At 67.2% G+C, this 25,176-nt stretch carries 19 protein-coding genes and 1 pseudogene; 16 read left to right on the plus strand and 4 right to left on the minus strand.

Annotated elements, in window-relative coordinates; translation table 11 throughout:
• Positions 1–349, minus strand: a pseudogene (locus tag ASG86_RS20825) (HNH endonuclease signature motif containing protein); the annotation flags it as partial.
• A 272-nt stretch (positions 350–621) separates the two neighbouring features.
• Between ASG86_RS20825 and ASG86_RS17730 the strand changes: the two are divergent.
• Together ASG86_RS17730 and ASG86_RS17735 are read left to right on the plus strand one after the other, a co-directional pair.
• Positions 622–1,188 carry a type 1 glutamine amidotransferase domain-containing protein gene (locus ASG86_RS17730; RefSeq protein ID WP_056337507.1) on the plus strand — a complete coding sequence of 189 codons (567 nt, stop codon included), beginning with the start codon at positions 622–624 and terminating at the stop codon, positions 1,186–1,188.
• Positions 1,189–1,309: 121 nt separating this feature from the next.
• Positions 1,310–2,791, plus strand: a complete 1,482-nt coding sequence (locus tag ASG86_RS17735; RefSeq protein WP_056337510.1) for an MDR family MFS transporter — start codon at positions 1,310–1,312, stop codon at positions 2,789–2,791.
• 68 nt (positions 2,792–2,859) lie between these two features.
• Here ASG86_RS17735 and ASG86_RS17740 read toward each other — a convergent pair whose 3' ends face one another.
• Positions 2,860–3,696, minus strand: a complete 837-nt coding sequence (locus ASG86_RS17740; RefSeq protein WP_056337513.1) for an alpha/beta fold hydrolase — start codon at positions 3,694–3,696, stop codon at positions 2,860–2,862.
• A gap of 59 nt (positions 3,697–3,755) precedes the next feature.
• Entirely contained in the window at positions 3,756–4,427 is a 672-nt protein-coding gene (locus ASG86_RS17745; RefSeq protein ID WP_056337516.1) for a TetR/AcrR family transcriptional regulator, read from the minus strand.
• Positions 4,428–4,656: 229 nt separating this feature from the next.
• On the opposite strand from ASG86_RS17745, the gene ASG86_RS17750 reads away from it, so the two are divergent.
• Genes ASG86_RS17750 through atzF form a run of 5 tightly spaced genes read left to right on the plus strand, consistent with a single transcriptional unit; the run spans position 4,657 to position 13,307 of the window.
• Positions 4,657–6,159: an amino acid permease gene (locus ASG86_RS17750; RefSeq protein WP_056337519.1), complete on the plus strand. Its 1,503-nt coding sequence runs from the start codon at positions 4,657–4,659 to the stop codon at positions 6,157–6,159.
• Positions 6,160–6,200: 41 nt separating this feature from the next.
• Positions 6,201–7,076 carry an urea amidolyase associated protein UAAP1 gene (locus ASG86_RS17755; RefSeq protein ID WP_056337520.1) on the plus strand — a complete coding sequence of 292 codons (876 nt, stop codon included), beginning with the start codon at positions 6,201–6,203 and terminating at the stop codon, positions 7,074–7,076.
• Positions 7,073–7,750 carry an urea amidolyase associated protein UAAP2 gene (locus ASG86_RS17760; protein WP_056337521.1) on the plus strand — a complete coding sequence of 226 codons (678 nt, stop codon included), beginning with the start codon at positions 7,073–7,075 and terminating at the stop codon, positions 7,748–7,750. Before ASG86_RS17755 ends, ASG86_RS17760 begins: the two co-directional genes overlap by 4 nt.
• Positions 7,747–11,463 carry an urea carboxylase gene (gene uca / locus ASG86_RS17765; RefSeq protein WP_056337525.1) on the plus strand — a complete coding sequence of 1,239 codons (3,717 nt, stop codon included), beginning with the start codon at positions 7,747–7,749 and terminating at the stop codon, positions 11,461–11,463. The genes ASG86_RS17760 and uca overlap by 4 nt, the downstream gene beginning before the upstream one ends.
• The gene (atzF, locus tag ASG86_RS17770; RefSeq protein WP_056337529.1) at positions 11,460–13,307 is read left to right on the plus strand and encodes an allophanate hydrolase; all 1,848 of its coding nucleotides are present in this window, start codon (positions 11,460–11,462) and stop codon (positions 13,305–13,307) included. The genes uca and atzF overlap by 4 nt, the downstream gene beginning before the upstream one ends.
• Here atzF and ASG86_RS17775 read toward each other — a convergent pair.
• The gene (locus ASG86_RS17775; protein WP_056337533.1) at positions 13,285–14,199 is read right to left on the minus strand and encodes an alpha/beta fold hydrolase; all 915 of its coding nucleotides are present in this window, start codon (positions 14,197–14,199) and stop codon (positions 13,285–13,287) included. The two genes, atzF and ASG86_RS17775, sit on opposite strands and share 23 nt — an antisense overlap.
• Positions 14,200–14,273: 74 nt before the next feature.
• On the opposite strand from ASG86_RS17775, the gene lysS reads away from it, so the two are divergent.
• The 9 genes from lysS to dhaM all read left to right on the plus strand — a co-directional run bounded on the left by lysS (position 14,274) and on the right by dhaM (position 25,151).
• Positions 14,274–15,806 carry a lysine--tRNA ligase gene (gene lysS, locus ASG86_RS17780; RefSeq protein WP_056337536.1) on the plus strand — a complete coding sequence of 511 codons (1,533 nt, stop codon included), beginning with the start codon at positions 14,274–14,276 and terminating at the stop codon, positions 15,804–15,806.
• 11 nt (positions 15,807–15,817) lie between these two features.
• A complete protein-coding gene (locus ASG86_RS20685) occupies positions 15,818–15,985 on the plus strand; it encodes a hypothetical protein (protein WP_162253501.1) in 168 nt (55 codons plus the stop codon).
• Positions 15,986–16,115: 130 nt separating this feature from the next.
• Positions 16,116–16,448, plus strand: coding sequence for a histone-like nucleoid-structuring protein Lsr2 (locus ASG86_RS17785; protein WP_056337539.1), 333 nt, complete (start codon positions 16,116–16,118; stop codon positions 16,446–16,448).
• Positions 16,449–16,793: 345 nt separating this feature from the next.
• Positions 16,794–19,286: an ATP-dependent Clp protease ATP-binding subunit gene (locus ASG86_RS17790; protein WP_026266017.1), complete on the plus strand. Its 2,493-nt coding sequence runs from the start codon at positions 16,794–16,796 to the stop codon at positions 19,284–19,286.
• A gap of 447 nt (positions 19,287–19,733) precedes the next feature.
• Positions 19,734–21,857: a S9 family peptidase gene (locus ASG86_RS17795; protein ID WP_056337542.1), complete on the plus strand. Its 2,124-nt coding sequence runs from the start codon at positions 19,734–19,736 to the stop codon at positions 21,855–21,857.
• Between the two features lie 160 nt (positions 21,858–22,017).
• The gene (locus tag ASG86_RS17800; protein WP_056337546.1) at positions 22,018–22,527 is read left to right on the plus strand and encodes an amino-acid N-acetyltransferase; all 510 of its coding nucleotides are present in this window, start codon (positions 22,018–22,020) and stop codon (positions 22,525–22,527) included.
• A gap of 250 nt (positions 22,528–22,777) precedes the next feature.
• The gene (gene dhaK, locus ASG86_RS17805) at positions 22,778–23,779 is read left to right on the plus strand and encodes a dihydroxyacetone kinase subunit DhaK (RefSeq protein ID WP_056337550.1); all 1,002 of its coding nucleotides are present in this window, start codon (positions 22,778–22,780) and stop codon (positions 23,777–23,779) included.
• Positions 23,780–23,781: 2 nt separating this feature from the next.
• A complete protein-coding gene (dhaL, locus tag ASG86_RS17810; protein ID WP_056337553.1) occupies positions 23,782–24,414 on the plus strand; it encodes a dihydroxyacetone kinase subunit DhaL in 633 nt (210 codons plus the stop codon).
• On the plus strand, positions 24,411–25,151 hold the full coding sequence (gene dhaM / locus ASG86_RS17815) for a dihydroxyacetone kinase phosphoryl donor subunit DhaM (protein WP_056337557.1): 741 nt from the start codon (positions 24,411–24,413) through the stop codon (positions 25,149–25,151). Before dhaL ends, dhaM begins: the two co-directional genes overlap by 4 nt.
• The last annotated feature ends 25 nt before the right edge of the window (positions 25,152–25,176 follow it).

A 25,176-nucleotide genomic window follows, 5' to 3' on the forward strand; every position in this document is an offset into this window, starting at 1 on the left:
CCCCGGCGGCGCCGGAGCTGACGGTCAGGACCCCGGCAATTTCCTCCACCGCCGACATCTCGGCGTAGGTGCGTTCCTGTACCGGGGCGTCCGGGGCAAGCATTGCGTGCTGGAACCCAATGCACTCCGCAGCGTCGCGGGCTTCCACGGCGGCCAGCTGTGCCTTTAGGCGGCGCGTCACTTCCAGCCGTTCCAGCCGGAGTTCGTACCGCCGCTGCAACACATCCACGTCAGCGCCAGTACCAACCCCGGCAGCCAGGAAAGCGTCCTCAGCAGCAAGCGCATCAAGGGCAGCGACGGAGGCATGAACGCCCTCCAAAACCACCTCACAACCGCTGCCGATTTCCATACGAACAGCATCCATCGAGGCACTGACATTCAAACCTGGAGACAAACCCGCCCCAGCCAATCGTCACCCAGGCGCCCCTGGCTGCGCAGCCGCGTGCCGCCGTCGTGCTTGCGCCTCCTTAGCTGCCGCACCCAATGAAGTGCCCACCCTGGAAATATAGTCAGCTTGCTTATTACTTTCACCTTTCCTAGGCTGGAAAGCGTCAGGCAATCAACTCTCGAAGCGGGACCCTGCGCGCCAAAAACGCGCAACCGCAAGCATGAGGAGGAACAATGTCAGAACACAGCATCGCAGGCAAGAAGGTGGCATTCCTGCTGACTGACGGCGTAGAGCAGGTGGAGCTCACCAGCCCCTGGCAGGCCGTGAAGGATGCCGGCGGCGAGCCCACTTTGGTGGCACCCAAGAGCGGCAAGCTGCAGGGCTACAACGGCACGGAAAAGGGCGACACCTTCGACGTCGACCTCACAGTGGCTGAAGCAAATGCCTCGGACTTTGACGCCCTGGTGCTTCCCGGCGGCGTCGTCAACGCGGACCACCTGCGCGTGGACAAGGACGCCCAGAGCTTCACCCGCAGCTTCTTTGAACAGCACAAGCCTGTGGCATCGATCTGCCACGGACCATGGCTGCTCATCGAGGCAGGAGTCATCAGGGGCCGCAACGTCACGTCCTACTTCACCCTGGAGACAGACTTGAAGAACGCCGGCGCCAACTGGACTGACCAGGAAGTGGTGGTGGACCAGGGCCTGGTGACCAGCCGCAACCCGGACGACCTCCCGGCCTTCAACAACAAGCTGGTGGAAGAGATCTCCGAAGGCCAGCACGCGGGCCAAACGGCCTGACCCCTAATGTTCCCTCAGGGGTGAAAAACCCGTATGGAGGAATTACTCCAGCGGGTAGAGTGTTTGCATCTGCAGCGGCGCCGGCCGTGCATCATTCACAAAAACCCCTGAGGGAACACCCATGTCTACCGAGACCTCGCCCAACTCCAGCGGCCAGTCCGTCCAAACGCCAGGACAGGAAGCCCAGCCTGCCGCACCGGAGAAGATGTCCCGGGAGTCCGTGACGATCATCAGCACGCTGCTGGTGGCGACGTTCGTGGTGATCCTCAACGAGACCATCATGAACGTCGCCCTGCAGCGGCTCATGGTGGACCTCCGGGTGGACGCTCCCACCGTGCAGTGGCTGTCCACCGGGTTCATGCTCACCATGGCCGTGGTCATCCCCACCACGGGGTTCATCCTGCAGAGCCTGTCCACGCGCGCCGTCTTCATGCTTGCCATGGGCCTGTTCGCCGGCGGAACGGCCCTTGCCGCGGTGGCCCCAGGGTTCGAGGTCCTGCTCCTGGCACGCATCGTCCAGGCCGGCGGCACCGCCATCATGCTCCCGCTGCTGATGACCACCATCCTCACCCTGGTCCCGCTGGCCAAGCGCGGCGCCGTCATGGGCAACGTCAGCATCGCCATCTCCGTGGCGCCGGCCATGGGTCCCACGGTCTCCGGCCTGATCCTGGAACATTTCACCTGGCGCTTCATGTTCGTCTTCGTGCTGCCGGTAGCCCTCGCGGCGCTGGCCATCGGAGCGAAGTACCTCACCAACGTTGGCAAGCCTGAAAAGGCTCGGCTGGATACGCTGTCCGTCATCCTCACCGTCCCCGCCTTTGGCGGCCTGGTCTACGGGCTCAGCCAGATCGGCGGCGGCCATGGCGGCCAGGCCGGCCCCAGTGCCGGCGCCATCGCAGCCCTGGTCGTCGGCGTCGCCGCCCTGACGGTTTTCGTCCTCCGCCAGGTCCGGCTCCAAAAGGCAGCCGCGCCTTTGCTGGACCTGCGCGCCTTCAAGCTCCGGATGTTCACCGTCTCGGTTTTGCTGATGGTGGTGGCCATGATGGCCCTGTTTGGCGGCGTTATCCTGCTGCCGCTCTACCTCCAGGAAGTCCGGGGCCTGGGTTCGCTCGAAACCGGCCTTGCGCTGCTTCCCGGCGGGCTGGCCATGGGCCTGTTAGGCCCGGTCATCGGCCGCGCGTTCGACAAGGTGGGCCCGCTGCCGCTCACCATCACCGGATCCATCCTGATGGTGCTGGCCCTCTGGCAGTTTTCAATGCTCGACGCCGGCACCCCGGTGTGGTGGATCGTCACCCTGCATGTGGGGCTGAGTTTCGGCCTGGCGCTGCTGTTCACGCCCGCCTTCACCACGGGCCTGAACCCGCTGCCGCCGCACCTCTACTCCCACGGGTCCGCGATCATGAGCACCACCCAGCAGGTGGCCGGTGCCGCGGGTACTGCACTCCTGGTGTCCATCTTCGCTGTGGTGAGCGCCGCCTCGGGACTCGTCGCCGGGATGAGCGCCGCCTTCCTGACGGCAACCGTCATAGCCCTTGCCGCCGTCGTACTTTCCGCGATGATGCGCAAGACCGAAGGTCCCGGCGCGGGCCACGGCGGGCACTGACCCAACTGGGTAGCGTTAAGTGTCGTTTTGGAGCATCAAAACGACACTTAGTGCTACTTACTTGGGGGTCAGCCGGCGAAGAACTCGCTCAGTTCCTTGATCAGCCTGTCCGGGGCCTTGATGGCGCCATCGTGGCCGAGGCCGGGCAGGATGGTGTAGCTGGAGCCGGAAAGCACGTCGTGGATTTGGCCGCAGGCGATGCCGAAGTAGGCGGGGCTCTTTTCGCCCACCACAATCAGCGTCTCCAGGGGAAGCGCCTGGAACGGTTCGGCCGGCATGTCGGCGGCAATGATGGCTTTGATTTCGCGGACGCCGGTGCGCATCAGCTCACGCTGCTGCTTGCCTTCGGTGGTGCCGGCCGTCAGTTTGTTGGCCAGGGTCAGCATGGACAGCGGCATGCGGGATGAGAAGGAACCGCCGGCCTCCAGCCCCCGCTGGATCACGGCGAGGGCCCGGTCATGGTCTCCGGCGGCAATGGCGCGCTCATACTCCACAATCCAGTCGGCGGTGACGCTGCCGTTCACGGAGACGGCGGGGTCGTAGACGGCGAGTCGTTCCACCGGCAGTGTCCGGGCCGCGTGCAGGGCGACGGCGCCGCCGAAGCTGTGCCCAAACACATCGGTGCTGGAGGTGTGCTTCATGACGGTATCCAGGTCGCGGATGTCCACGTCCAGCGTGTAATCCTCGGGCTGCGGGGACGAGGATCCGCGCCCGCGCCGGTTGAAGGTGTGCACCGGGCGGCCCAGGGCGGCGCTCAGTTTCTGGGCGAACTTGGTGTAATCCGCAGCCGTCACCATGGAAGGCGGCACAACCACCACGCCCGAGCCCGCAGAAGCAAGGTCAGCGCCGGTGGAGAAGAGCTCCACAGTGCCGCCGTCGGGGGTCCTGATGTTCTCTCGCGTCATGCTCCGAGCCTAGCCGAGCAAGCCGGGTGGGGCATCCCGGCGGCCGGCGGCACGCAGGGTCAGGCCAGGCGGTTGATGAGGGCCTGGCTCGCCGCGCGGATGGCCGGCAGCCGGTTCCCGAGCCCGCACAGGATCAGCCCGGCGTCGGCGGCCTGCATGGCGGAGTCGGTATCGGCCGCGCCGTCCGCGCGGAGGTAGATCAGGGATTCCACTAAGCGGAAGGTGAAGTCGCCGCCGTCCGGTCCGCCCGGCGCGGCTGACACCTCCGCGCCCAGTGCCCCGTACAAACGCCTGAGCTCCTGGCGGTGGCTGTGGAACCGGGCAAAGCGGTCGCTCCGGACCTCGGGCAGGTGGTATAGCACGCCAAGGTTCCACCGTGCGCTGCATAGCTGGGTGCCGTCATAAAGCGCGACGGCGTGAAGGCGGCTTCCAGCCGGACTTTCGGTTTCCGGGGCATCAGTGGGCAGGGCGGCCACGGCACGTGCGAATGTCAGCCCCCCGGACACCGTCCCCTCGAGCAGGTCCTCGAGGATATCGTCCTTGGTCTTGAAGTGGTGGTAGAGGGATGACTGCCGGATGCCCACCGCGTCCGCGATGGACCGCGTGGAGGTGCTGGCGAAGCCCTGGGTGGTGAACAGCTCCGCCGCGGCGTCGAGGATTTCGTCGCGGGCGGTGGCGCCCGGCCGCGAGGGCTGCTGGTGGCGGGGGCGGCCCGGTCCGGCGGAAGTCACGGCCCCATTCTTGCACTGCCGGGTGCGCCGAAATTCACCGGCGGGCATGGTGAGGGGACGGAAATCTGCCCGAAACAAGATGTCTATCCGCCTTTTACAGAGGTGAAACTGTTTGGGGACATCCCGCTGGAAAACTATCAAGTGACCGGTAATCAGCAGCCTTCGGCCGAGCGCTGCAGTACCGGGAGGCTTCGCCCCCAAGATCCCTTTCCAGTTCCGGAGATTCCCGATGACATCCACCGTTCTCCCCACCGTCCACCAGGACGATGCAGACCTGACGTCCCTCGGCTACCAGCCCACCCTCCACCGCAAGCTCGGCCGCTACGCATCCTTTGCCGCCGGCTTCTCGTTCGTTTCCATCCTTACCACCATCTTCCAGCTCTTCGCGTTCGGCTACTCGTTCGCCGGGCCGGCGTTCTTCTGGACCTGGCCGGTGGTCCTGGTGGGCCAGCTGCTGGTGGCCCTGAACTTCGCCGAACTCGCAGCCCGCTACCCCCTGTCCGGTGCCGTGTACCAGTGGGCGCGGCGCGTCGGCGGGGAAGGCGTGGGCTGGTTCGCCGGCTGGTTCATGGCCATCGCACAGGTGGTCACCGCAGCCGCGGCCGCCATCGCCCTGCAGGTGGTCCTGCCCCAGCTCTGGGACGGATTCCAGGTGGTGGGCGGCGATCCCGCGCTCAACACGGTGACCGGTGCTTCCAACGCCGTGGTCCTGGGCGCCGTCCTCCTGGTGGCCACCACCATCATTAACTCCCTTGGCGTGAAACTGATGGCCCACGTCAACTCCGTGGGCGTCACCTGCGAGATCGTGGGTGTCGCGGCCGTGATCCTGGCCCTCATCAGTGCCGCCCAGCGCGGGCCGGACGTGGTTGCGGACACCACCGTGATGCAGGGATCGGACCTCGGCGCCGTGGGAGCCTTCCTGGTCTCCGGGCTGATGGCCGCGTACGTCATGGTGGGCTTCAACTCCGCCGGTGAACTGTCCGAAGAAACCAAGGACCCGCGCCGCACCGCACCCCGGACCATCCTCTCCGCCCTGCTCATCTCCGGCGTCGGCGGTGCTCTGATGATCATCACCGCCCTGATGGCGGCGCCGAGCCTCGACGACGGTCGCCTCGCCACCGAAGGTCTCCCGTACGTCCTCACCGCGGTCCTGGGCACCTTCTGGGGCAAGGTCCTGCTGGTGGATGTAGCCATCGCCATCTTCGTCTGCACCCTGGCGATCCAGACTGCAGGTTCCCGCCTGGTCTTCTCCATGGCCCGCGACGGCAAGCTCCCGGCGTCGGCCCTGCTCTCCTCCGTCCACCCCACCCGCGGCACGCCCATGTGGCCCTCCATCGTCATCGGGGCCCTTGCAGTTGGAGTGCTCGCCATCAACGTAGGCAACGCAGCCCTGTTCACCACCCTGTGCAGCGTCTGCATCGTGATGGTCTATCTTGCCTACCTCCTGGTCACCGTCCCGCAGCTGCTCAACCGGCTCCGCGGCGACTGGGACCGGGTGGGCCAGACCATGCCGGCAGGCCTCTTCTCCCTGGGCCGCTGGGGCCTTCCGGTCAACATCCTGGCCGTCCTTTACGGCGGCGTGATGGTGGTCAACCTGGCATGGCCCCGGCCCGAGGTGTACGACCCCTCCGGAGAGAACGGCCTCCTCCTGTGGTCCGCGCCGCTGATGGTCACCGCCGTGCTGCTCCTGGGCCTCTGGGTCCGGAGCCGGAACCTGGCAGCCAAGGCCTGACACCCATTTCCCTCATCTTTTCGACACAACCCAGGACTGACATGACACAGACCCTCGAAACACCAGCAACCGGCACCGCCACCACGGCCGGCGCCCGGGCCCATGCCCGCGAACAGCACGGCAGGACCGCCGAAACCATGCGCCACGTGCCGGCAGGCTCCGCCCCGGCGCACCTTCTGGCGGGAATGCCCGACGGCGCGTCCCCCACGTGGGCGGAATCCCTCGCCTTCGGCCGGTACACCACCATGTCCCTGGCCCGCGGCACCCGGATCCGGCTTACCGACACCGCCGGCGATGCCTGCGTGCACACCCTCCTGTACCGTGCCGGCGCCACCCACGAACGCCTCAACGCCGCCGACACCGTCAAGGTCCCCTGGCAGGCCTACCCCGGTACGGGCCACCCGCTGCTGTCGGACGCCGGCCGCCTGATGGCAACCATCGTTGCCGATACGTCGAACCGGCACGACGCACTGACCGGCGCCACCACCCTCGCCGGCAACACCGCAAAGTACGGTGCCGGAACCGTCTACAGCGCATCCCCGGCGGCACGGGAGCTGCTCACCCTGGGCGCCCTCAAGAATGGCCTGGGCACCCGGGACGTGGCGCCGTCGATCTCCTTCTTCAAAGGCATCACCGTGAACCCGGCCGGAACCATCACCTTCACCGGCAGCGCCGGGCCGGGTGCCGTCGTCGAACTCCTGCTCCAGATGGACGCCGTGCTGGTCCTGGCCAACACCGCCCACCCGCTGGACCCGCGCACGGACTTCACTGGGACGGCCGTCGACATCACCGCCTGGCACGCGCCCCAGGACCTCGCCGCACTGGAAGCCGGCAGCCTGGCCGGACCACTGGCCCCGGAACACCTGCAGGCCCTCCGCAACACCGAACACGACCTCGCCGCAAGGAACGCCCGATGAACACTGCAATCGATACCAGGTCAACCCCTGACGCCGCCGACGCCGCGCTCACCCCAGGCGCCCTGGTCCTGGACGAATTCGTTGAAGCCCGCGGCCCGTGGTCCGCAATCGTGGCAGCGGGCGATGTCCTCACCATCGTGGACCTGGAAGGCAACCAGGCCGTGGACTGCCTCCTCTATGCCGCGGCCGACACCACCGTCCGCTACTCGGCGGCGGCCACCATTGCCGCCCAGCAGTCAATCGTCCTCACCACCGGTTCGGTCCTCCGCGCAGACACCGGCGCGCCCATGATGACCGTCGTGGCAGACGAAGTGGGCGTGCACGACACCATCGGCGGCGCCTGCTCCCAGGAATCCAACACCCTCCGCTACGGACAGCACACCCGCGAACAGCACGCCTGCGTGGAGAACTTCCTGATCGAGGGCTCCCGCTGGGGCCTGGGCAAGCGGGACCTGGTGTCCAACATCAACTGGTTCATGAACGTCCCGGTGGACCCGGACGGCGCCCTGGGCATCGTGGACGGCCTCTCCGCCCCCGGCAAGCGGGTGGCACTGAAGGCTGAGGTGGACACCCTGGTTCTCGTCTCCAACTGCCCGCAGATCAACAACCCGTGCAACGGTTTCAACCCCACCCCCGTCCGCATGATCGTCACCCGGCCGGAGGCTGCCAAGTGAGTACTTTCGACACCCTCCTGATCGCCAACCGCGGTGAAATCGCATGCCGCATCATCGAATCCGCCCGCAAGCTTGGACTCCGGACCGTCGCCGTCTTCTCCGAGGCGGACCGCGGCGCCAAGCACGTCCGGCTCGCCGACGAAGCCGTGCTGCTGGGGCCCGCACCGGCCAAAGAGTCCTACCTCCGGGTGGACGCGATCCTTGCCGCCGCCAGGGAATCCGGCGCGGGTGCCATCCACCCCGGCTACGGCTTCCTCTCCGAGGACGCAGCCTTCGCCGAGGCCGTGGAGGCAGCCGGCCTGGTCTTCGTAGGCCCCACCCCCGAGCAGTTGCGCATCTTCGGCACCAAGCACACAGCGCGCGACGCCGCCCGGGCGGCCGGGGTGCCCATGATCGCCGGTTCCGGGCTGCTTGAGGATGTGGACGCCGCCGTCGCGGCCTCCGCCGCGATCGGCTTCCCGCTGATGCTCAAGGCCACCGGCGGTGGCGGCGGCATCGGCATGACGGTCTGCCGTTCCGAGGCCGAACTCGTGGAAAGCTTCCCCCGCGTGGCCCGCCTGGCCGGTGCCAGCTTCGGAACGGCCGGCGTCTTCGCCGAACGGTACGTCGAAAACGCCAGGCACGTCGAGGTACAAATCTTCGGCGACGGCGAAGGCCGGGTGGTCAGCCTGGGCGACCGGGACTGCTCCCTGCAGCGGCGCCACCAGAAAGTCCTCGAGGAAGCACCCGCCCCGGACCTGCCGGACGAGCTGCGGGAGGAACTGCACCGCAGCTCCCGCGCCCTCTGCGCCTCCCTTAACTACCGCTCCGCCGGCACCGTGGAGTTCGTCTACGACTCCGTCCGCCAGGAAGCCTCCTTCCTGGAAGTCAACGCCCGGCTCCAGGTGGAGCACCCGGTCACTGAAGCCGTCACCGGCGTAGACCTGGTGGAATGGATGCTGCGCCTGGCCCAGGGCGGCAGCGACGCCCAGGCAGTCCTGGCCGGCGTGCCGGACAGCCTCCCGGTGGCCGGCCACGCCGTGGAAGCCCGGGTTTACGCCGAGGACCCGGCCAGGGGTTTCCAGCCCAGCGCCGGAACCGTCACCAACGCCGCCTACCCCACTGCGGCAGAAGCCCGCGTGGACGCCTGGGTGGAAACCGGCACCGATGTCTCCACCAGCTACGACCCCCTCCTGGGCAAAATCATCACGTCCGGCGCAAACCGCGCCGACGCCTTCGACCGGCTCGCCGCAGCCCTGGAAGACACCCGGATCGACGGGATCGAGACCAATTTGGGTATGCTGCGCGCCGTGAGCGGCCTGGACGTGGTCCGCGCGGTCCAGCATTCCACCAGCACCCTGGACAACGTGGGGGACCCGGAGCCCCGCATCACGGTGGGCCGCCCCGGCCTGCAGACCAGCGTGCAGGACTGGCCGGGCCGCACCGGCCTCTGGCAGATCGGTGTCCCGCCGAGCGGCCCCATGGACGATCTGTCGTTCCGGCTTGGCAACACCGCCCTGGGCAATCCGGAAGGCGCGCCGGGTCTCGAGTTCACCATGACCGGCCCAAGCCTGACTTTCACGCACGCCACGACCGTCTGCGTCACCGGCGCGGAAGCCACGGTGACTGTTGATGGAACGGAGGTGCCCGCCTGGACCCCGGTGACCGTCCCGGCCGGGGGAACGCTCGAGACGGGCACGGCCGCCGGCAAGGGCCTGCGCGGCTACATCCTGTTCCAGGGCGGCCTGGACATCCCCAAGTACCTGGGCAGCGCCTCCACCTTCACCTTGGGCCAGTTCGGCGGCCACGCCGGGCGGGTGCTCCGCACGGGCGACGTGCTCCGTGCTGTGAAGCAGGCCGCAGGGCAGGAAGCACCCACGGCAGCCGTCCCGCTCGACAGCCGTCCCGCCCTCACCTCCACCTGGGAATTGGCCGTGGCCGAAGGCCCACACGGAGCCCCGGAGTTCTTCCAGCGTGAGGATATCGAGGAGCTGTACAGCGCGGAGTACGAGGTCCACTTCAACTCCGCCCGCACCGGCGTGCGCCTCATCGGCCCCAAACCGCGCTGGGCGCGGACCGACGGCGGCGAAGCAGGCCTGCACCCCTCCAACATCCACGACACCGCCTACTCGGTGGGTGCCCTGGACTTCACCGGCGACACCCCCATCCTGCTTGGCCCGGACGGACCCAGCCTGGGCGGCTTCGTCTGCCCCGTCACCGTCGTGACGGCCGAACGCTGGAAGCTCGGCCAGCTCCGCCCGGGGGACAAGGTCCGGTTCGTGCCCATCAAAGCCAGCCAGGCGCCGTCGGCCAGGGACCTGGGACCCGGCCGCCAGTTGGTGCTGCCGGGTGACGCTGATTGGTCGTCAAACCCGTCCATGGCAGCCACGGGGACCAGCCGCGGCTTCCGCGGCGATGGCGACGACGGCGTGCTGGGCCGGGTGCCGGAAGGTTCCGGCCGGCCCGCGGTCACCTACCGCCGCTCCGGTGACGACAACTTGCTGGTGGAATATGGCGAGATGGTGTTGGACCTGGGCCTGCGTGCCCGCGTCCATGCCCTGCACCAGCAGATCGAAGCGCTCCGGGTGCCGGGCGTCGTGGACCTGACCCCGGGCATCCGGTCGCTGCAGATCAAGGTGGACCCGTCCGTCCTGTCCACTGCCCGTCTGCTGGACCTGGTCCAGGAAATCGAGGCCGCGCTGCCCGCGAGCTCCGAACTGGTGGTTCCCAGCCGCACCGTCCGGCTGCCGCTGTCCTGGGATGATCCGGCCACCCGCGAGGCAATCGAACGGTACATGGCGGGTGTCCGGGACGACGCGCCCTGGTGCCCCTGGAACATCGAGTTCATCCGCCGGATCAACGGCCTGGAGTCGGTCAGTGACGTCTTCGACACCGTCTTCAACGCCGAATACCTGGTGCTGGGACTGGGCGACGTGTACCTGGGCGCGCCGGTGGCCACCCCGCTGGACCCGCGGCACCGCCTGGTCACCACCAAGTACAACCCGGCCCGCACGTGGACGCCGGAGAACGCGGTGGGCATCGGCGGCGCGTACATGTGCATCTATGGCATGGAAGGCCCCGGCGGCTACCAGTTCGTTGGCCGCACCACCCAAGTGTGGTCCAGGTACGCCGATTCCGCCCCGTTCGAACCCGGGTCGCCGTGGCTGCTGCGCTTCTTCGACCGGATCTCCTGGTACCCCGTCAGCCCGGAAGAGCTCCTGGACCTGCGCGCCGACATGGCCGCGGGGCGTGGGCGGGGCGTCGAAATCGAGGAAGGGACCTTCTCACTTGCCGAGCACGAGAAGTTCCTTGCGGAGAACAGCCGGTCCATCGAGGCGTTCCGGGAAAAGCAGGGTGCAGCCTTCGCCGTGGAACGGCAGGCATGGGCCGACGCCGGCGAGTTCGACCGCGCGGACGCGCTGGCCGCCGTCGTCACCCCCGTGGTGGATGACGTGGAGGTCCCGGACGGCGGCTCCCTCGTCTCGGCGCCCTTCGCCGCGAGCGTCTGGAAGGTGGACGTGGCGGCCGGGGACCGGGTGGTGAAAGGCCAGCCGCTGGTATCGCTGGAGGCAATGAAGATGGAAACGGTCCTGGAGGCTCCCTGCGACGGCGTGGTGCTCCGCGTCCTGCCGGCGGCCGGGGGCCAGGTAGTGGCGGGCGAGGCAGTGGTGGTCCTCGGTGCCGACCAACCTGCGGGGCTGGAAGAGCTGGAACTGGAAGAGGCAGCAGTATGAGCACGGCAATCAACGGCAGTGCCACGCGGCGTGCCACAGCAGCCCTGGCAGCGCTTGAAACAGTGGACCGGCCGGAAATCTGGATCACGCTCCGCAGTGCGGAGGACCTTCTGGCCGAGGCAGCGTCGATCGACGCCGCCGTGGCAGCCGGCGCGGACCTCCAGCTTGCCGGGCTGCTGCTGGCCGTCAAGAACAACGTGGACGTGGCAGGCATCCCTACCACTGCCGCCTGCCCGGACTTTGCCTACACCCCGGACAACGATGCCGAAGCGGTGGCCCGGCTCCGCGCCGCCGGTGCCCTGGTCCTGGGCGGCACCAACCTGGACCAGTTCGCCACCGGATTGGTGGGGACGCGCAGCCCCTACGGCGCCGTCCGCGACTCGCGCCGGCCGGAGTACATCTCCGGCGGATCCAGCTCCGGCTCAGCCGTGGCGGTGGCGCTGGGACTGGTGGACATCGCGATCGGTACGGACACGGCGGGCTCCGGCCGCGTCCCGGCCGGGCTTCAGGGCATCGTGGGCATCAAGGCAACGCTGAACGTCGTCTCGACAGCGGGCGTTGTGCCCGCCTGCCGGTCCTGGGACGCCGTCACCATCTTTGCCCGGAACCTGTCCACTGCCGAGCTCGCCATGGGCGTCATGGCGGGCAACTCCCGGTCCTGGCCGACAGACATCCGTTTGGCTGCGCCGTCAAAGCCGCGCGTGGCCTATCCCGCAACCCTGCCGGCGCTACCGGACACCTGGGCAGCCGAATTCAACCGCCACGTGGACCGGCTTCAGTCCTTGGAAGTGGAGGTGGAAGCCATCGAATTCGATGCCTTCCTCGAAGCCGCCCGGCTGTTGTACGACGGCGGGCTGGTGGCCGAACGCCACGCTGGCGTGGGCGGGTTCCTGGAAGAGTACGACGCCGGCACGGCCGCTCAGGCGGGCATCGATCCCACCGTGGAACGCATCATCCGCGCGGCCGGTACAGTGCCCGCGCACCGGTACGTCAACGACACCGACAAGCTGGAAGCACTAAAGCAGAAGGCAATGGCACAGCTCGAAGGGTTCGACGCCCTGCTGATCCCCACCGCGCCCTTCCACCCCACGCTGGCTGAAGTAGCCGCGGATCCGGTGGGAGTGAACTCCCTGATGGGCACCTACACAAACTTCTGCAACCTGTTCGATCTCTGCGCCGTTGCCGTCCCCGCCGGGGAAGTGGACGGCGCCCAGTTCGGGCTCACGGTGGTGGGGCGGACCTTCGATGATGCCGTGGCGGCGGATATCGCCCGCCGCCTGGAGGTCACCCCGGCGGCTCCCGCCCTCTTCGCTCCCGGTGCGGCAGCGGAAGTTGACCGTGCCGGTGCCCAGCCGCCGTCGTCCGCGCCCTGGCCGCTGGCAGCCGGTGCAACCGCCGTGCCGCTGGTGGTGGTGGGTGCGCACCGCAAGGGCCAGCCGCTGGCGCCGCAGCTGGAGGAACTCGGGGCGTTCTGGGATGGCCCGGTCCGGACCGCGGCCCGCTACCGCATGGTGGCACTGGACACGGTGCCGCCCAAGCCGGGCGTGTACCGCTCCGAGGACGGCGCGGAACTGGTGGGGGAGAAGTGGCTGCTGTCGCCCGCGGCCCTGGGGATCTTCCTGGCCTCCCTCCCTGAACCCATGCTGCTGGGATCCGTGCGCCTGGCGGACGGCTCCACCGCCGTCGGATTCGCCTGTGATGCCGTTGCCGCCGCGGCCGGGGAGGACATCACCGCCTGGGGTGACTGGCTGGCGGACCGGAGCGTGGAGCCAAAGCCCCGGACGGTGTGGCGAGACCTGGGGGAGGCTGCCCTCGCGGGGTTCAGCCGCGGGGAGCGCGGATAGCCTCAGCTTCGTCCGGGCGGGATTCCCCGTCCGGACGTTCTTCCTTGAAGTACGCCGCGATGTCCGCCACCAGTTCCTTGACCGCTGCCGGGATGGACCCGTGGAAGCACTTGGGGGAGAGCAGGTAGGTGCTGCCCGGAACCGCCTGGTGCAGCCGCTGGGCTGTTTCCTTGTAGTAGGCAGGACTCTTGCCGCCGGCCATGAAATGGGTGTTTGCAGGCAGCACGCTGAAGTCCCGGGCATGGTCCTTTTCGTCGTAGGCTGCGCGCAGTTCGCCCACCCCGCTGGGCATGACCTGGCGGAACATCCTGTTGATCCTGGTCCGGGACAACACGGCCATCAGGCCGGCCAGGACCGGTTCCGGGATCCTGGCCATGGTTGAGCCGGGGCTGGTGGCCTTCTTCATATGCGCCAGCGCATGGCCCACCCTGCCCTGGTTCACGGCATCCTCGAACCCGTCCAGCCACGCGGTGTCGATGCTGCCGTCAATATTCACCGCGGCGTCGTAGACCGCAAGCTTGTCCGGGACCAACGCGGTTCCGGTGAACTCCTGCACCGCATTCAGGGCCACCGCTCCACCCAGGCTGTGGCCCAGGATGTTCCGGGCGCCGGTGGCTTTGAGGACAATCCGGACATCCTCGATTTCGGTGGCCATGGAGTAGTCGGCCGGTTGTTCGGACGAGTTTCCCCGGCCCCTGCGGTCATAGACGTCAACCGCCCAGCCATCCCCCAGGCCCTTCGCCAGCGCAATCGAGAACGGGCGGTAGATCAACGCCGTCAGGAACGCGCCGCCGATCAACAGCACCCGCCGTTCGCCGGGCGCCTCTTCGGTGCCGTAACTGTATAAAGCCAGCCTGCCGCCGTCGTGCGTTGGAAGTACGCGTTCTTTCACCAGCCCATCGTAGGGTGTGCACCTGCGGGGCAACTGGGAGCCCGGGTACCCAATGCCCGGTAAACTTGTGGATTGTGACTTCCCAAAACACCCCCTCGCCCAAGAACGCCCCTGAGCCCGTCGATGCCAGTGAGCAGATGCGGATCCGCATGGAAAAGCGCGCCAAACTCCTGGAGCGCGGCGCTGAGGCGTACCCCGTGGGTGTGGAGCGGACGCATTCGCTCGCCGAGATCCGGGAAAAGTACGCCCACCTCGAGGCGGATGACACCACTGGTGACGTGGTGGGCGTTACCGGCCGCGTCGTCTTCATCCGCAACACCGGCAAGCTCTGCTTCGCCACCCTGCAGGAAGGCGGCACCGACGGCAAGGCCACCCGCCTGCAAGCCATGCTGAGCCTGGCCAACGTGGGCGAGGAAGCGCTGGCAGACTGGAAGGCGCTGGTTGACCTTGGCGACCACGTGTTCATCAAGGGCGAGGTCATCTCCTCACGCCGCGGCGAGCTGTCCATCATGGCCGATTCCTGGTCAATGGCCTCCAAGGCCCTGCGCCCGTTGCCCGTCCTGCACGCGGACCTGAACGAGGAAACCCGCGTCCGCCAGCGCTACGTCGACCTGATGGTCCGTGACGAGGCCCGCGAAATGGTCTACACCCGCGCGGCCATCACCCGCTCCATCCGCGAGACACTGTTCCGGCACCGCTACGTGGAAGTGGAAACCCCCATCCTCAACCTGGTCCATGGCGGTGCCCTTGCGCGGCCGTTCGAGACCCACATGAACGCCTTCGACCAGAAGATGACCCTGCGCATCGCCACCGAGCTGTACCTCAAGCGCGCCGTGGTGGGCGGGATCGACCGCGTGTACGACATGGGCCGCGTGTTCCGCAACGAGGGCGTGGACTCCACCCACAGCCCTGAATTCACCACCCTCGAGTGCTACGAGGCCTGGGCAGACCAGTTCGTCATGGCCGAGCGAATCAAGGAGATCATCCTCGACGCCGCCGACGCCGTGGGTGCCGGCCGTGTCCTGCAGACCGAGGCCGGCGAGATCAACCTCGACGGCGAGTGGGCGTGGCTGGCCGTCTACCCCGGACTTTCCGACGCCGTTGGGCAGGAAATCACGCCGGACACGCCCGTTGAGGTGCTGCGCGGGACTGCGGAAAAGCACGACGTCAAGGTGGACCCCAAGTGGGACGCCGAGAAGCTGGTGGTGGAACTCTTCGGCGAAATCGTGGAGCCCACCCTGCTGAACCCCACCTTCGTCTACGACTACCCGCCCTCCGCCCAGCCGCTGGCCCGCCCCCACCGCGAGGACGGCCGGCTGATCGAGGCCTGGGACCTGATCATCGGTGGCATGGAGCGCGGCACCGCGTTCTCGGAGCTGATCGACCCCGTCATCCAGCGCGAACGGCTCACCGAGCAGTCCATGCATGCCGCCGCCGGTGACGTGGAGGCAATGCAGCTCGACGAGGACTTCCTGCGCGCCCTGGAATACGGTGCCCCGCCCATGGGCGGCATCGGCCTGGGCATCGACCGGCTGGTCATGCTCTTCACGGGCGCCGGCATCCGCGAAACCATCCTGTTCCCCCTGCTGAAGCCCGAAGGGCACTGATCATGGAATACGTGGCAGTTATTCTTCCCTCCCTGGTGGTGGGCCTGCTGTTCTGGTTCGCCATGAAGGCGATCTTCAACGCGGACAAGGCCGAGCGGCAGGCGGAGGCCCGGGCGCAGGCCGAGGCCGACTCCCTCCCGGTGCAGCCCGTGGACCGCCCGGGCCCGGAATCCAAATAGATAAATCCCCCCTTCTTTCCGGTTTTATCCCCAAGGAACCAATAGGCGCTTTGACGCGTTGCCAACATAAGAGTCATAATTTTTTTGGGAAACATCCTGCTTTTCTGAAAACCCAAGAGGAAGACCTTTAATGGCACAGAAAGTAAACATCATCCTCGTTGATGATCTGGATGGGGGATCCGCAGACGAGAATGTTAAGTTCGGCCTCGATGGGGTCAACTACGAGATTGACCTGTCGGCAGGCAATGCCGCTGAACTTCGGTCTTCACTGGAGAGGTTCATCAACGCTGCACGCAAGGCATCCGGCGGCCGCAGCACCCAGAGGGCGAAGGCTCCAACGGGAGGGCGCAGCCACGATTCCGCGCAAATCCGGCAATGGGCCCGGGATAACGGCTACACCGTTAACAGCCGCGGCCGAATTCAGGCTGAAATCCAGGAAGCCTACCAAAAGGCGAATTCCTAGGACTGCCTTTAGCTTCACTGAAACCCCGCTTACCGCCGCCAGGCGGGGCGGGGTTTTTCAATTCCCGGCATAATCCTGCTATGGGCGGCTGCGCGGGCGGCTCAATTGGCCAAAATATGGAGGTGCTCCAAGCGCCCGGCGTCCGTCCGTATTTCGTGGCCGTGGACAACCGGGGATGTACGTTCCAGCCACTGGCTGTCTCTATGCGGACCCGGTTCACGGCCCCGCAGCCCGGCGCCGTCCTTATTCCCGCAAGGGCCCGGGTTTCCCCTGTGGCGAACACGCTCCACAACTTAGGAGCGGCCACGTAGCATCAAAGTACGTCGTAGCTAGGAGTGTGGCGAAATGTTTGAGCGATTTACGGACCGTGCCCGTCGCGTAGTTGTGCTTGCCCAAGAAGAGGCACGCATGCTGAACCACAATTACATCGGTACCGAACACATCCTCTTGGGTCTGATCCATGAGGGTGAGGGCGTTGCCGCCAAAGCTCTTGAGTCCTTGAGCATTTCGCTCGACGGCGTTCGCGAGCAGGTGCAGGAGATCATCGGACAGGGCCAGCAGGCCCCCTCCGGCCACATCCCCTTCACCCCCCGCGCCAAGAAGGTGCTGGAACTCTCGCTGCGCGAAGCCCTGCAGCTGGGCCACAACTACATCGGCACGGAGCACATCCTGCTCGGCCTCATCCGTGAGGGTGAGGGCGTTGCCGCCCAGGTTCTGGTCAAGCTCGGCGCCGACCTCAACCGGGTCCGCCAGCAGGTCATCCAGCTCCTCTCCGGCTACCAGGGCAAGGAAACCACCGGCGCAGGCGTCGGCGGCGGACAGCCCGAAGGCGCACCCGCCGGTTCCGTGGTCCTGGACCAGTTCGGCCGCAACCTGACCCAGGCTGCGCGCGAGAACAAGCTGGACCCGGTCATCGGACGCGAGCAGGAAATGGAACGCGTCATGCAGGTCCTTTCACGCCGCACCAAGAACAACCCCGTCCTGATCGGTGAGCCCGGCGTCGGCAAGACGGCCGTCGTCGAAGGCCTGGCCCAGGCAATCGTGCGCGGGGACGTCCCGGAGACCATCCGCGACAAGCAGTTGTACACCCTGGACCTCGGTTCCCTGGTGGCAGGCTCCCGCTACCGCGGCGACTTCGAAGAGCGCCTGAAGAAGGTCCTCAAGGAGATCCGCACCCGCGGCGACATCATCCTGTTCATCGATGAGATCCACACGCTGGTGGGTGCCGGTGCCGCCGAAGGCGCCATCGACGCAGCCTCGATCCTGAAGCCCATGCTGGCCCGCGGCGAGCTGCAGACCATCGGCGCCACCACGCTGGACGAGTACCGCAAGCACATCGAGAAGGATGCCGCCCTGGAGCGCCGCTTCCAGCCGATCCAGGTCAAGGAACCCTCCGTGGCACACGCCATCGAGATCCTCAAGGGCCTGCGCGACCGGTACGAGGCACACCACCGCGTCACCATCACCGACGGCGCCCTGGCCTCGGCTGCAAGCCTGGCCGAACGCTACATCTCGGACCGCTTCCTGCCGGACAAGGCGATCGACCTGATCGATGAGGCCGGCGCCCGGCTGCGCATCCGCCGCATGACCGCTCCGCCGGAGCTCAAGGCCATGGACGAGCGCATCGCCAAGCTGAAGATGGAGAAGGAATCCGCCATCGACGCCCAGGACTTCGAAGGTGCCGCTTCGCTCCGCGACAAGGAGCAGAAGATGATTTCCGAGCGCGCGGAGAAGGAACGCCACTGGAAGTCCGGCGGCATGGACGACATCTCCGAGGTGGACGAGGATCTCATCGCCGAGGTGCTGGCCAACTCCACCGGCATCCCCGTCTTCAAGCTGACCGAGGAAGAATCCTCGCGGCTGCTCAAGATGGAAGACGAACTGCACAAGCGCGTGGTGGGCCAGGACGAGGCCATCAAGGCACTCTCGCAGGCCATCCGCCGCACCCGTGCAGGGCTCAAGGACCCCAAGCGCCCCGGTGGCTCGTTCATCTTCGCCGGCCCCACCGGCGTCGGCAAGACCGAGCTCGCCAAGGCACTCGCGGAGTTCCTGTTCGGTGAAGAGGATGCCCTCATCACGCTGGACATGTCCGAGTACTCCGAGAAGCACACCGTCTCGCGGCTCTTCGGTGCCCCTCCGGGCTACGTGGGCTACGAAGAGGGCGGCCAGCTGACAGAGAAGGTCCGCCGCCGTCCGTTCTCCGTGGTGCTGTTCGACGAAGTGGAAAAGGCCCACGCGGACCTCTTCAACTCGCTGCTGCAGATCCTGGAAGACGGCCGCCTGACCGACTCCCAGGGCCGCGTGGTGGACTTCAAGAACACCGTGATCATCATGACCACCAACCTGGGCACCCGGGACATCTCCAAGAGCGTTGCCACCGGCTTCCAGTCCGGCACCGACACGCAGACCGGCTACAACCGCATGCGTGCCCGTGTCACCGAGGAGCTCAAGCAGCACTTCCGCCCCGAGTTCCTGAACCGTGTTGACGACGTCGTGGTGTTCCCGCAGCTGACGCAGGACGAGATCATCGAGATCGTGGACCTGTTCGTCACCCGCCTGGAGAAGCGCCTCAAGGACAAGGACATGGGCATCGAGCTCACCAAGGCCGCCAAGGTGCTCCTGGCCACCCGCGGCTACGATCCCGCAATGGGTGCCCGGCCGCTGCGCCGCACCATCCAGCGTGAGATCGAGGACCAGCTCTCCGAGAAGATCCTCTTCGGCGAGATCCACCCCGGCGACATCGTCGTAGTGGATGTCGAAGGCGAAGGCGACGACGCGAAGTTCACCTTCGCCGGCAACGCCAAGCCGCGCATCCCGGAAATCGCCCCGAGCGTCTAGTCTCCACAGCCAAAGCCCCGCCACTCCGCAAGGAGCGGCGGGGCTTTCTGCGTTCACGCCACCGTGCCTGGGTCCCGTGCTTTCATCCGTGGCTGGGTCCGGCGCCGGACATCAGAGATTTCCCGGCGCCTGCTCCTTCGTCGCTTTGACGGCGCCTACATAAATCCCTGATGCCCGGCACCTCGTGCGGAAGGCGGCTTTTGGGACAATCCTGGGGCTGGGCCCTGGAGAGTCCTTGAGCGGCCCTTCCCCGCATAACCGGTGCTGCCCGCCACCGTTTATGCGGTCCAGGGCCGGTCCTGTCGCTGGCCTACCGTGGCACCCCTCTGTGCGTAGCCTCAAGTGCAGGTGCCGGGGCCGGAGCGGACCCGGCCATGGGAGCGCACGCAAACCGCAGGGGAGCGTGGCGGCTGTGATGCGGGGCACAAACCGTGTTGAATCGGGGGCATGGCTAACTTGGAACCGGCGATCCCGGAAGAGCAACCACAGACCCCATTCCACGACCTCGACCACTACCTGTCCATCCCGCGGGTAAGCGGACTGGCCCTGAGCCCGGACGGCTCGCGGCTGGTCACCACTGTCAGCACCCTGAACGGCAAGGGCACGGAGTTTGCCACTGCGCTGTGGGAGCTTGACCCGGCCGGGCAGAAGCACGCGCGGCGCATTACCCGCAGCGCCAAGGGTGAGGCGGGTGCGGCCTTCGCTGCCAACGGCGACGTCTACTTCACGTCCGCTCGTCCCGACCCGGACAGCCCGGACGAGGAGCCGGTGAACCCGCTGTGGCTGCTTCCGGCCGACGGCGGGGAAGCCCGCGTGGTCCTCAGCCGGCCCGGCGGCGTCAGCAAAGTGATGACGGCCCGGGACGCCGACGCGGCGTTCGTGACGGCAGACGTTTTGGCAGGGTCCACTAACGAGGAGGACGACGCCGAGCGGCGCAAGGCGCGCAAGGACGGGAAGGTCTCGGCCATCCTGCACAGGGAATACCCGGTCCGCTACTGGGACGCGGACTTGGGCCCGGGACAGCCACGGATCTTTGCGGTGGAGGAGGGGGAGGACAAGGGGCCAGGCAAGCCGGCAACCGTTGACGCCACCGCGCCCTTGGTCCTGCGCAACCTGACACCGGAGGCTGGGCCGCGGCTGCGGGAGGCGGAGGCGGTGGTGAGTCCTGACGGCAGGACCATCTACAGCAGCTACACCAAACCATTGGCCAAGGCGGACAGCCGTTCCATCCTGGTGGCGGTGGATGTGGCATCCGGCGGCATGAAGGTGCTGCTGGACCAGGAGGGAATGAGCTACTTCCCGGGCCCCGTCAGCCCGGACGGCCGGACGCTGGTGGTGGTCAGCGAAAGCGACTCCACCCCGGAGGAGGCCCCCGAAATCAAAATGCACCTGCTCGATGTCTCCGGCGCTGCTGCCGGCGAAGCCGCGGGCCTGCAGCCCCTGGCCCACGACTGGGACCGCTGGCCCAAGCCCTCAGGGTGGCTCCCGGACGGCTCCGCCATCCTCGTCACAGCAGACGACGACGGCGCGTCGCCGGTCTTCCGGGTCAGCGTTCCGCCGGCTGCGGCGGAGGTGGGTGTCACCCGGGTGACGCAGGACGCCGCGGCCTACTCCGACGTCGTCATTTCTCCTGAGGGGCGAAAGGCGTATGCCCTGCGCAGCTCCTATGGATTCCCGGCCGAAGCCGTACGCATCGACCTGTCCACCGGGGAAACCACCCGGCTGCCTGCCCCCGCAGAACGTCCCGGCTGCCCGGGGCGCCTTGAGCGCATCGCCGCAACCGCGGCCGACGGATCCCGGGTACCTGCCTACCTGGCGCTGCCGGACGGTGCCTCAGCGGACAATCCGGCGCCGCTGCTCCTGTGGATCCACGGCGGTCCGCTGGGATCCTGGAACGCCTGGACGTGGCGCTGGAACCCATGGCTGCTGACGGCCAGGGGATACGCGGTGCTGCTGCCGGATCCTGCCTTGTCCACGGGGTACGGACAGTCCTACATCCAGCGGGGCTGGGGTTCCTGGGGGAAAGCGCCGTTCACCGACCTCATGGCCGTCACCGACGCCGCCGTTGAACGGCCGGACATCGATGAATCCCGGACTGCGGCGATGGGCGGTTCCTTTGGCGGCTACATGGCCAACTGGGTGGCAGGCAACACGGACCGGTTCAAGGCCGTGGTCACCCACGCGAGCCTGTGGGCGCTGGACCAGTTCGGGCCCACCACGGATGCCTCGCAGTACTGGCTGAAGGAAATGACGGCGGAGATGGCGCTTGAGAACTCCCCACACCTGCATGCCGAGAACATCAGCACACCCATGCTGGTGATCCACGGCGACAAGGACTACAGGGTTCCCATCGGCGAGGGACTGCGGCTTTGGTACGAACTGCTGTCCAAGTCCCGGCTGGCGGCGGACCAGGACGGGCAGACGCCCCACCGGTTCCTGTACTTCCCGGATGAAAACCACTGGGTCCTCCAGCCGCAGCACGCCAAGGTCTGGTACCAGGTGGTGGAGTGGTTCCTAGCAAAGAACGTCCTGGGCAAGGACATACAACTGCCCGCGGAACTGGGACTGTAGCTTTCGGGCCAACAGGTACGCGGCTCCGGCGACAGGGCCGAGTATGAGGTGAAGGGGGCTGGGGCATTTACGTAGCGTGCGTCTAAGCGAGGAACGAGCGAGCACGCGGTAAATGTCGCAGTCCCCGAGCCGAAAGCTGTTCGCCTCGTAGGATGGCTGTGTGACCGACTCCTTCCATATCCGCCCAGCACGCACCAGTGACGTCCCTGCCATCAAGAAACTGGTGGCGCCCCTGGCAGAGGAGCGCATCCTGATGGCAAAGGAGACGGTGGCGTATTACGAGAGCCTGCAGGAGTTCCGTATTGCCGAGTCCAGCGACGGCGGGATGATCGGCTGCGGCGCCCTGCACGTGATGTGGGAGGACCTCGCGGAAATCCGTACCCTGGCAACTTCCGGGGAATGGCGCGGCAAGGGGGTGGGGCACGTCCTGGTGGAAAGCCTGCTGGAGGAGGCCCGTGCCCTTGGTGTTGCCCGCGTCTTCTGCCTCACGTTCGAGGTGGACTTCTTCAAGCGCCACGGCTTCGAGGTGATGGCGGACCAGTCGGCGGTGGACCCGGAAGTGTACTCGGAGCTGCTGCGCTCCCATGACGAAGGCGTGGCCGAATTCCTGGACCTGGCACGCGTGAAGCCCAATACCCTGGGCAACACCCGGATGATCCGCACCCTCTAAGTCCCTGCACAGGTGTTCTGCGCTAACCCGTCTTGGCTTTACTCGATTTGATGGATAAACTGTTGGCGGCCGATATGTGGGGGGCCTCAGGAAAGGGACAGTCATTGGGGGCTGTCCCTTTGCTGCGTCCCGGGACGGCCGGCCGGGGGAGCGGCGGGCAAACCGGGGCGGAAGGGACCTACCGCCACCTCCGATGACGGTAGTAGGGTCAAAAAACACATCCTTCAGGAGCACAGCCAGGAGCAACGCCGTGAAGAAACTCATCAACGATCCAAAATCCGTCGTCCAGGAAGCTGTCCAGGGCTTTGGCCTGGCCCACGCCGGACTGGTCGCGGTCAGCGAAGACCCCATCTACATCACGCGCAAGGACGCGCCCGTGGCAGGCAAGGTGGGGCTGGTTTCCGGCGGCGGCAGCGGCCACGAGCCGCTGCATGCCGGCTACGTCGGGCAGGGAATGCTCGACGCCGCGGTGCCGGGGGCGGTGTTCACCTCACCGACGCCGGACCAGATCCTTCCCGCCACCCTGGCAGTCAACTCAGGCGCCGGCGTCGTCCATATCGTCAAGAACTACACGGGCGACGTCCTGAACTTCGAGACAGCGGCGGAACTGGCCGAGGCGGAAGGCGTGAGCGTCCGCACGGTGCTGGTCAACGACGACGTCGCGGTGGAGGACTCGCTCTACACGGCAGGCCGCCGCGGCGTGGGCGGCACCGTGCTGGTGGAGAAAATTGCGGGAGCGGCTGCGGAGCGCGGTGACGACCTGGACGCGGTTGCTGCCATCGGCGAACGGGTCAACGCCAATGTCAGGACCATGGGCGTGGCCCTGTCCGCCTGCACCGTTCCGCACGCGGGCACACCGAGTTTCGACCTGGCCGAGGATGAGATTGAAATTGGCATCGGGATCCACGGGGAACCCGGCAGGCACCGGATACCGATGGAAAGCGCGGACGGCATCACCAACCGCCTGCTGGAACCGGTCTTGTCCGACCTGAAGATCAGCTCCGGGGACAAGGTGCTGCTGTTCGTCAACGGCATGGGCGGCACCCCGTTGAGCGAGCTCTACATCGTGTACCGGCGGGCCGTGCAGGTGCTCGCCGATGCCGGTGCCACGGTGGAACGCTCGCTGGTGGGCAACTACATCACGGCCCTGGAGATGCAGGGCTGCTCCATTTCGGTCCTCCGGCTCGACGACGAGCTCACCCAACTGTGGGACGCACCCGTGCACACCGCCGCGCTGCGCTGGGGTGTGTGACTGTGGTCCTGGACGTCAACTGGGCCGTGAAATGGCTGACCCTTTGCGCGCAGGCCATGGCTGAACACCGTGTCGAACTGATCGAACTGGACCGTGCCATCGGGGACTCGGACCACGGCGAAAACATGGACCGTGGCTTCCAGGCCGTCCTGGCCAAGCTCGGTGAAGCCACGCCGGAAACCCCCGGCGCGGCCCTGAAGATGACCGCCATGACCCTGATGTCCAAAGTGGGCGGTGCCGCCGGGCCCCTTTACGGCACGGCGTTCCTTCGTGCCGCCACTGCCCTGGGTGATGCCGGTGAGATCGATCCGGGAGCGTGGGCCGGTGCCCTGGCGGCCGCCAGGGACGGGATCGTGGCGCGCGGGAAGGCGGAGCCGGGCGACAAGACGATGGTGGATGCGTGGACGCCCGCGGTGGATGCTGCCCGCGCCGCTGCGGACGGCGACGGCGCGGACGTTCTGAGCGTCCTGGTGGCCGCCGCGGAAGCTGCCGAAGCCGGGGCGGTGGCCACCGATCCGCTCATCGCGCGGAAAGGCCGGGCCAGCTATCTCGGCGAACGCAGCGCCGGCCACCGGGATCCCGGAGCTGTCTCCAGCGCGTTGATCCTGCGCGCGGCCGTTGGGGCAGCTGCGTGACCGTAAGCATCGTGGTGGTCTCCCACAGTGAAAAAATTGCCGACGGCGCCGTGGAGCTTGCCACCCAGATGGCACCCGACGTGATGATCCTGGCTGCCGGCGGCACCGACGACGGCAGGATCGGCACCAGCCTGGAGAAGGTCCTTGCCGCCCTTGAACGGGCCGGTGGAGAGTCGGGCGGGGAACAGGCCGGCGCTGAACAGGCCGCCGCGCAGCCCAGCGGCACGGTGGTCCTGACGGACCTCGGATCGGCGGTGATGACGGCCGAATCGGCGCTGGAGTTCCTGGCGAATCCCGCCGGCGTCCTGCTCGCCGACGCACCGCTGGTGGAAGGCCTGGTGGCGGCTGCGGTGGCCGCGCAGGGCGGAGCTGACGTGCAGGCAGTGCGGGAGGCGGCCGAGGCGGCGGCTGGTCCGCCGCGCCAGCCGGAACCTGCCCGGACGGAAGCGACGGACGCGGGACCTGTCAGCAGCGCCTCACCTGATTGCACAGGCGACTTCGAACTGGTCAACCAGGCAGGCATGCATGCCCGTCCTGCCGCGAGAGTGGCAGGCGGCCTGGCGTCGCTTGACGCCGAGGTCACCATCAATGGGGTGGACGGGGCGTCCATGACGGGGCTGATGACCCTCGGGGCGGGCAAGGGCACTGTGCTGCACGTGGAAGCGTGGGGCGCAGATGCGGAGCGTGCAGTGGAGTACGTCGGCGGGCTGGTGGAGGCCGGCTTCGGCGAGCCCTAGCCCCCGTGGCGGGTTCCTGCGAATA

This window comes from Arthrobacter sp. Soil764 (assembly GCF_001428075.1).
Lineage (GTDB): Bacteria > Actinomycetota > Actinomycetes > Actinomycetales > Micrococcaceae > Arthrobacter.

Coding starts and splice junctions, on each gene's coding strand:
- ASG86_RS17730 (WP_056337507.1), top strand. CDS start 622: ATGTCAGAACACAGCATCGCAGGCAAGAAGGTGGCATTCCTGCTGACT.
- ASG86_RS17735 (WP_056337510.1), top strand. CDS start 1,310: ATGTCTACCGAGACCTCGCCCAACTCCAGCGGCCAGTCCGTCCAAACG.
- ASG86_RS17740 (WP_056337513.1), bottom strand. CDS start 3,696: ATGACGCGAGAGAACATCAGGACCCCCGACGGCGGCACTGTGGAGCTC.
- ASG86_RS17750 (WP_056337519.1), top strand. CDS start 4,657: ATGACATCCACCGTTCTCCCCACCGTCCACCAGGACGATGCAGACCTG.
- ASG86_RS17755 (WP_056337520.1), top strand. CDS start 6,201: ATGACACAGACCCTCGAAACACCAGCAACCGGCACCGCCACCACGGCC.
- ASG86_RS17760 (WP_056337521.1), top strand. CDS start 7,073: ATGAACACTGCAATCGATACCAGGTCAACCCCTGACGCCGCCGACGCC.
- atzF (WP_056337529.1), top strand. CDS start 11,460: ATGAGCACGGCAATCAACGGCAGTGCCACGCGGCGTGCCACAGCAGCC.
- ASG86_RS17785 (WP_056337539.1), top strand. CDS start 16,116: ATGGCACAGAAAGTAAACATCATCCTCGTTGATGATCTGGATGGGGGA.
- ASG86_RS17790 (WP_026266017.1), top strand. CDS start 16,794: ATGTTTGAGCGATTTACGGACCGTGCCCGTCGCGTAGTTGTGCTTGCC.
- ASG86_RS17795 (WP_056337542.1), top strand. CDS start 19,734: ATGGCTAACTTGGAACCGGCGATCCCGGAAGAGCAACCACAGACCCCA.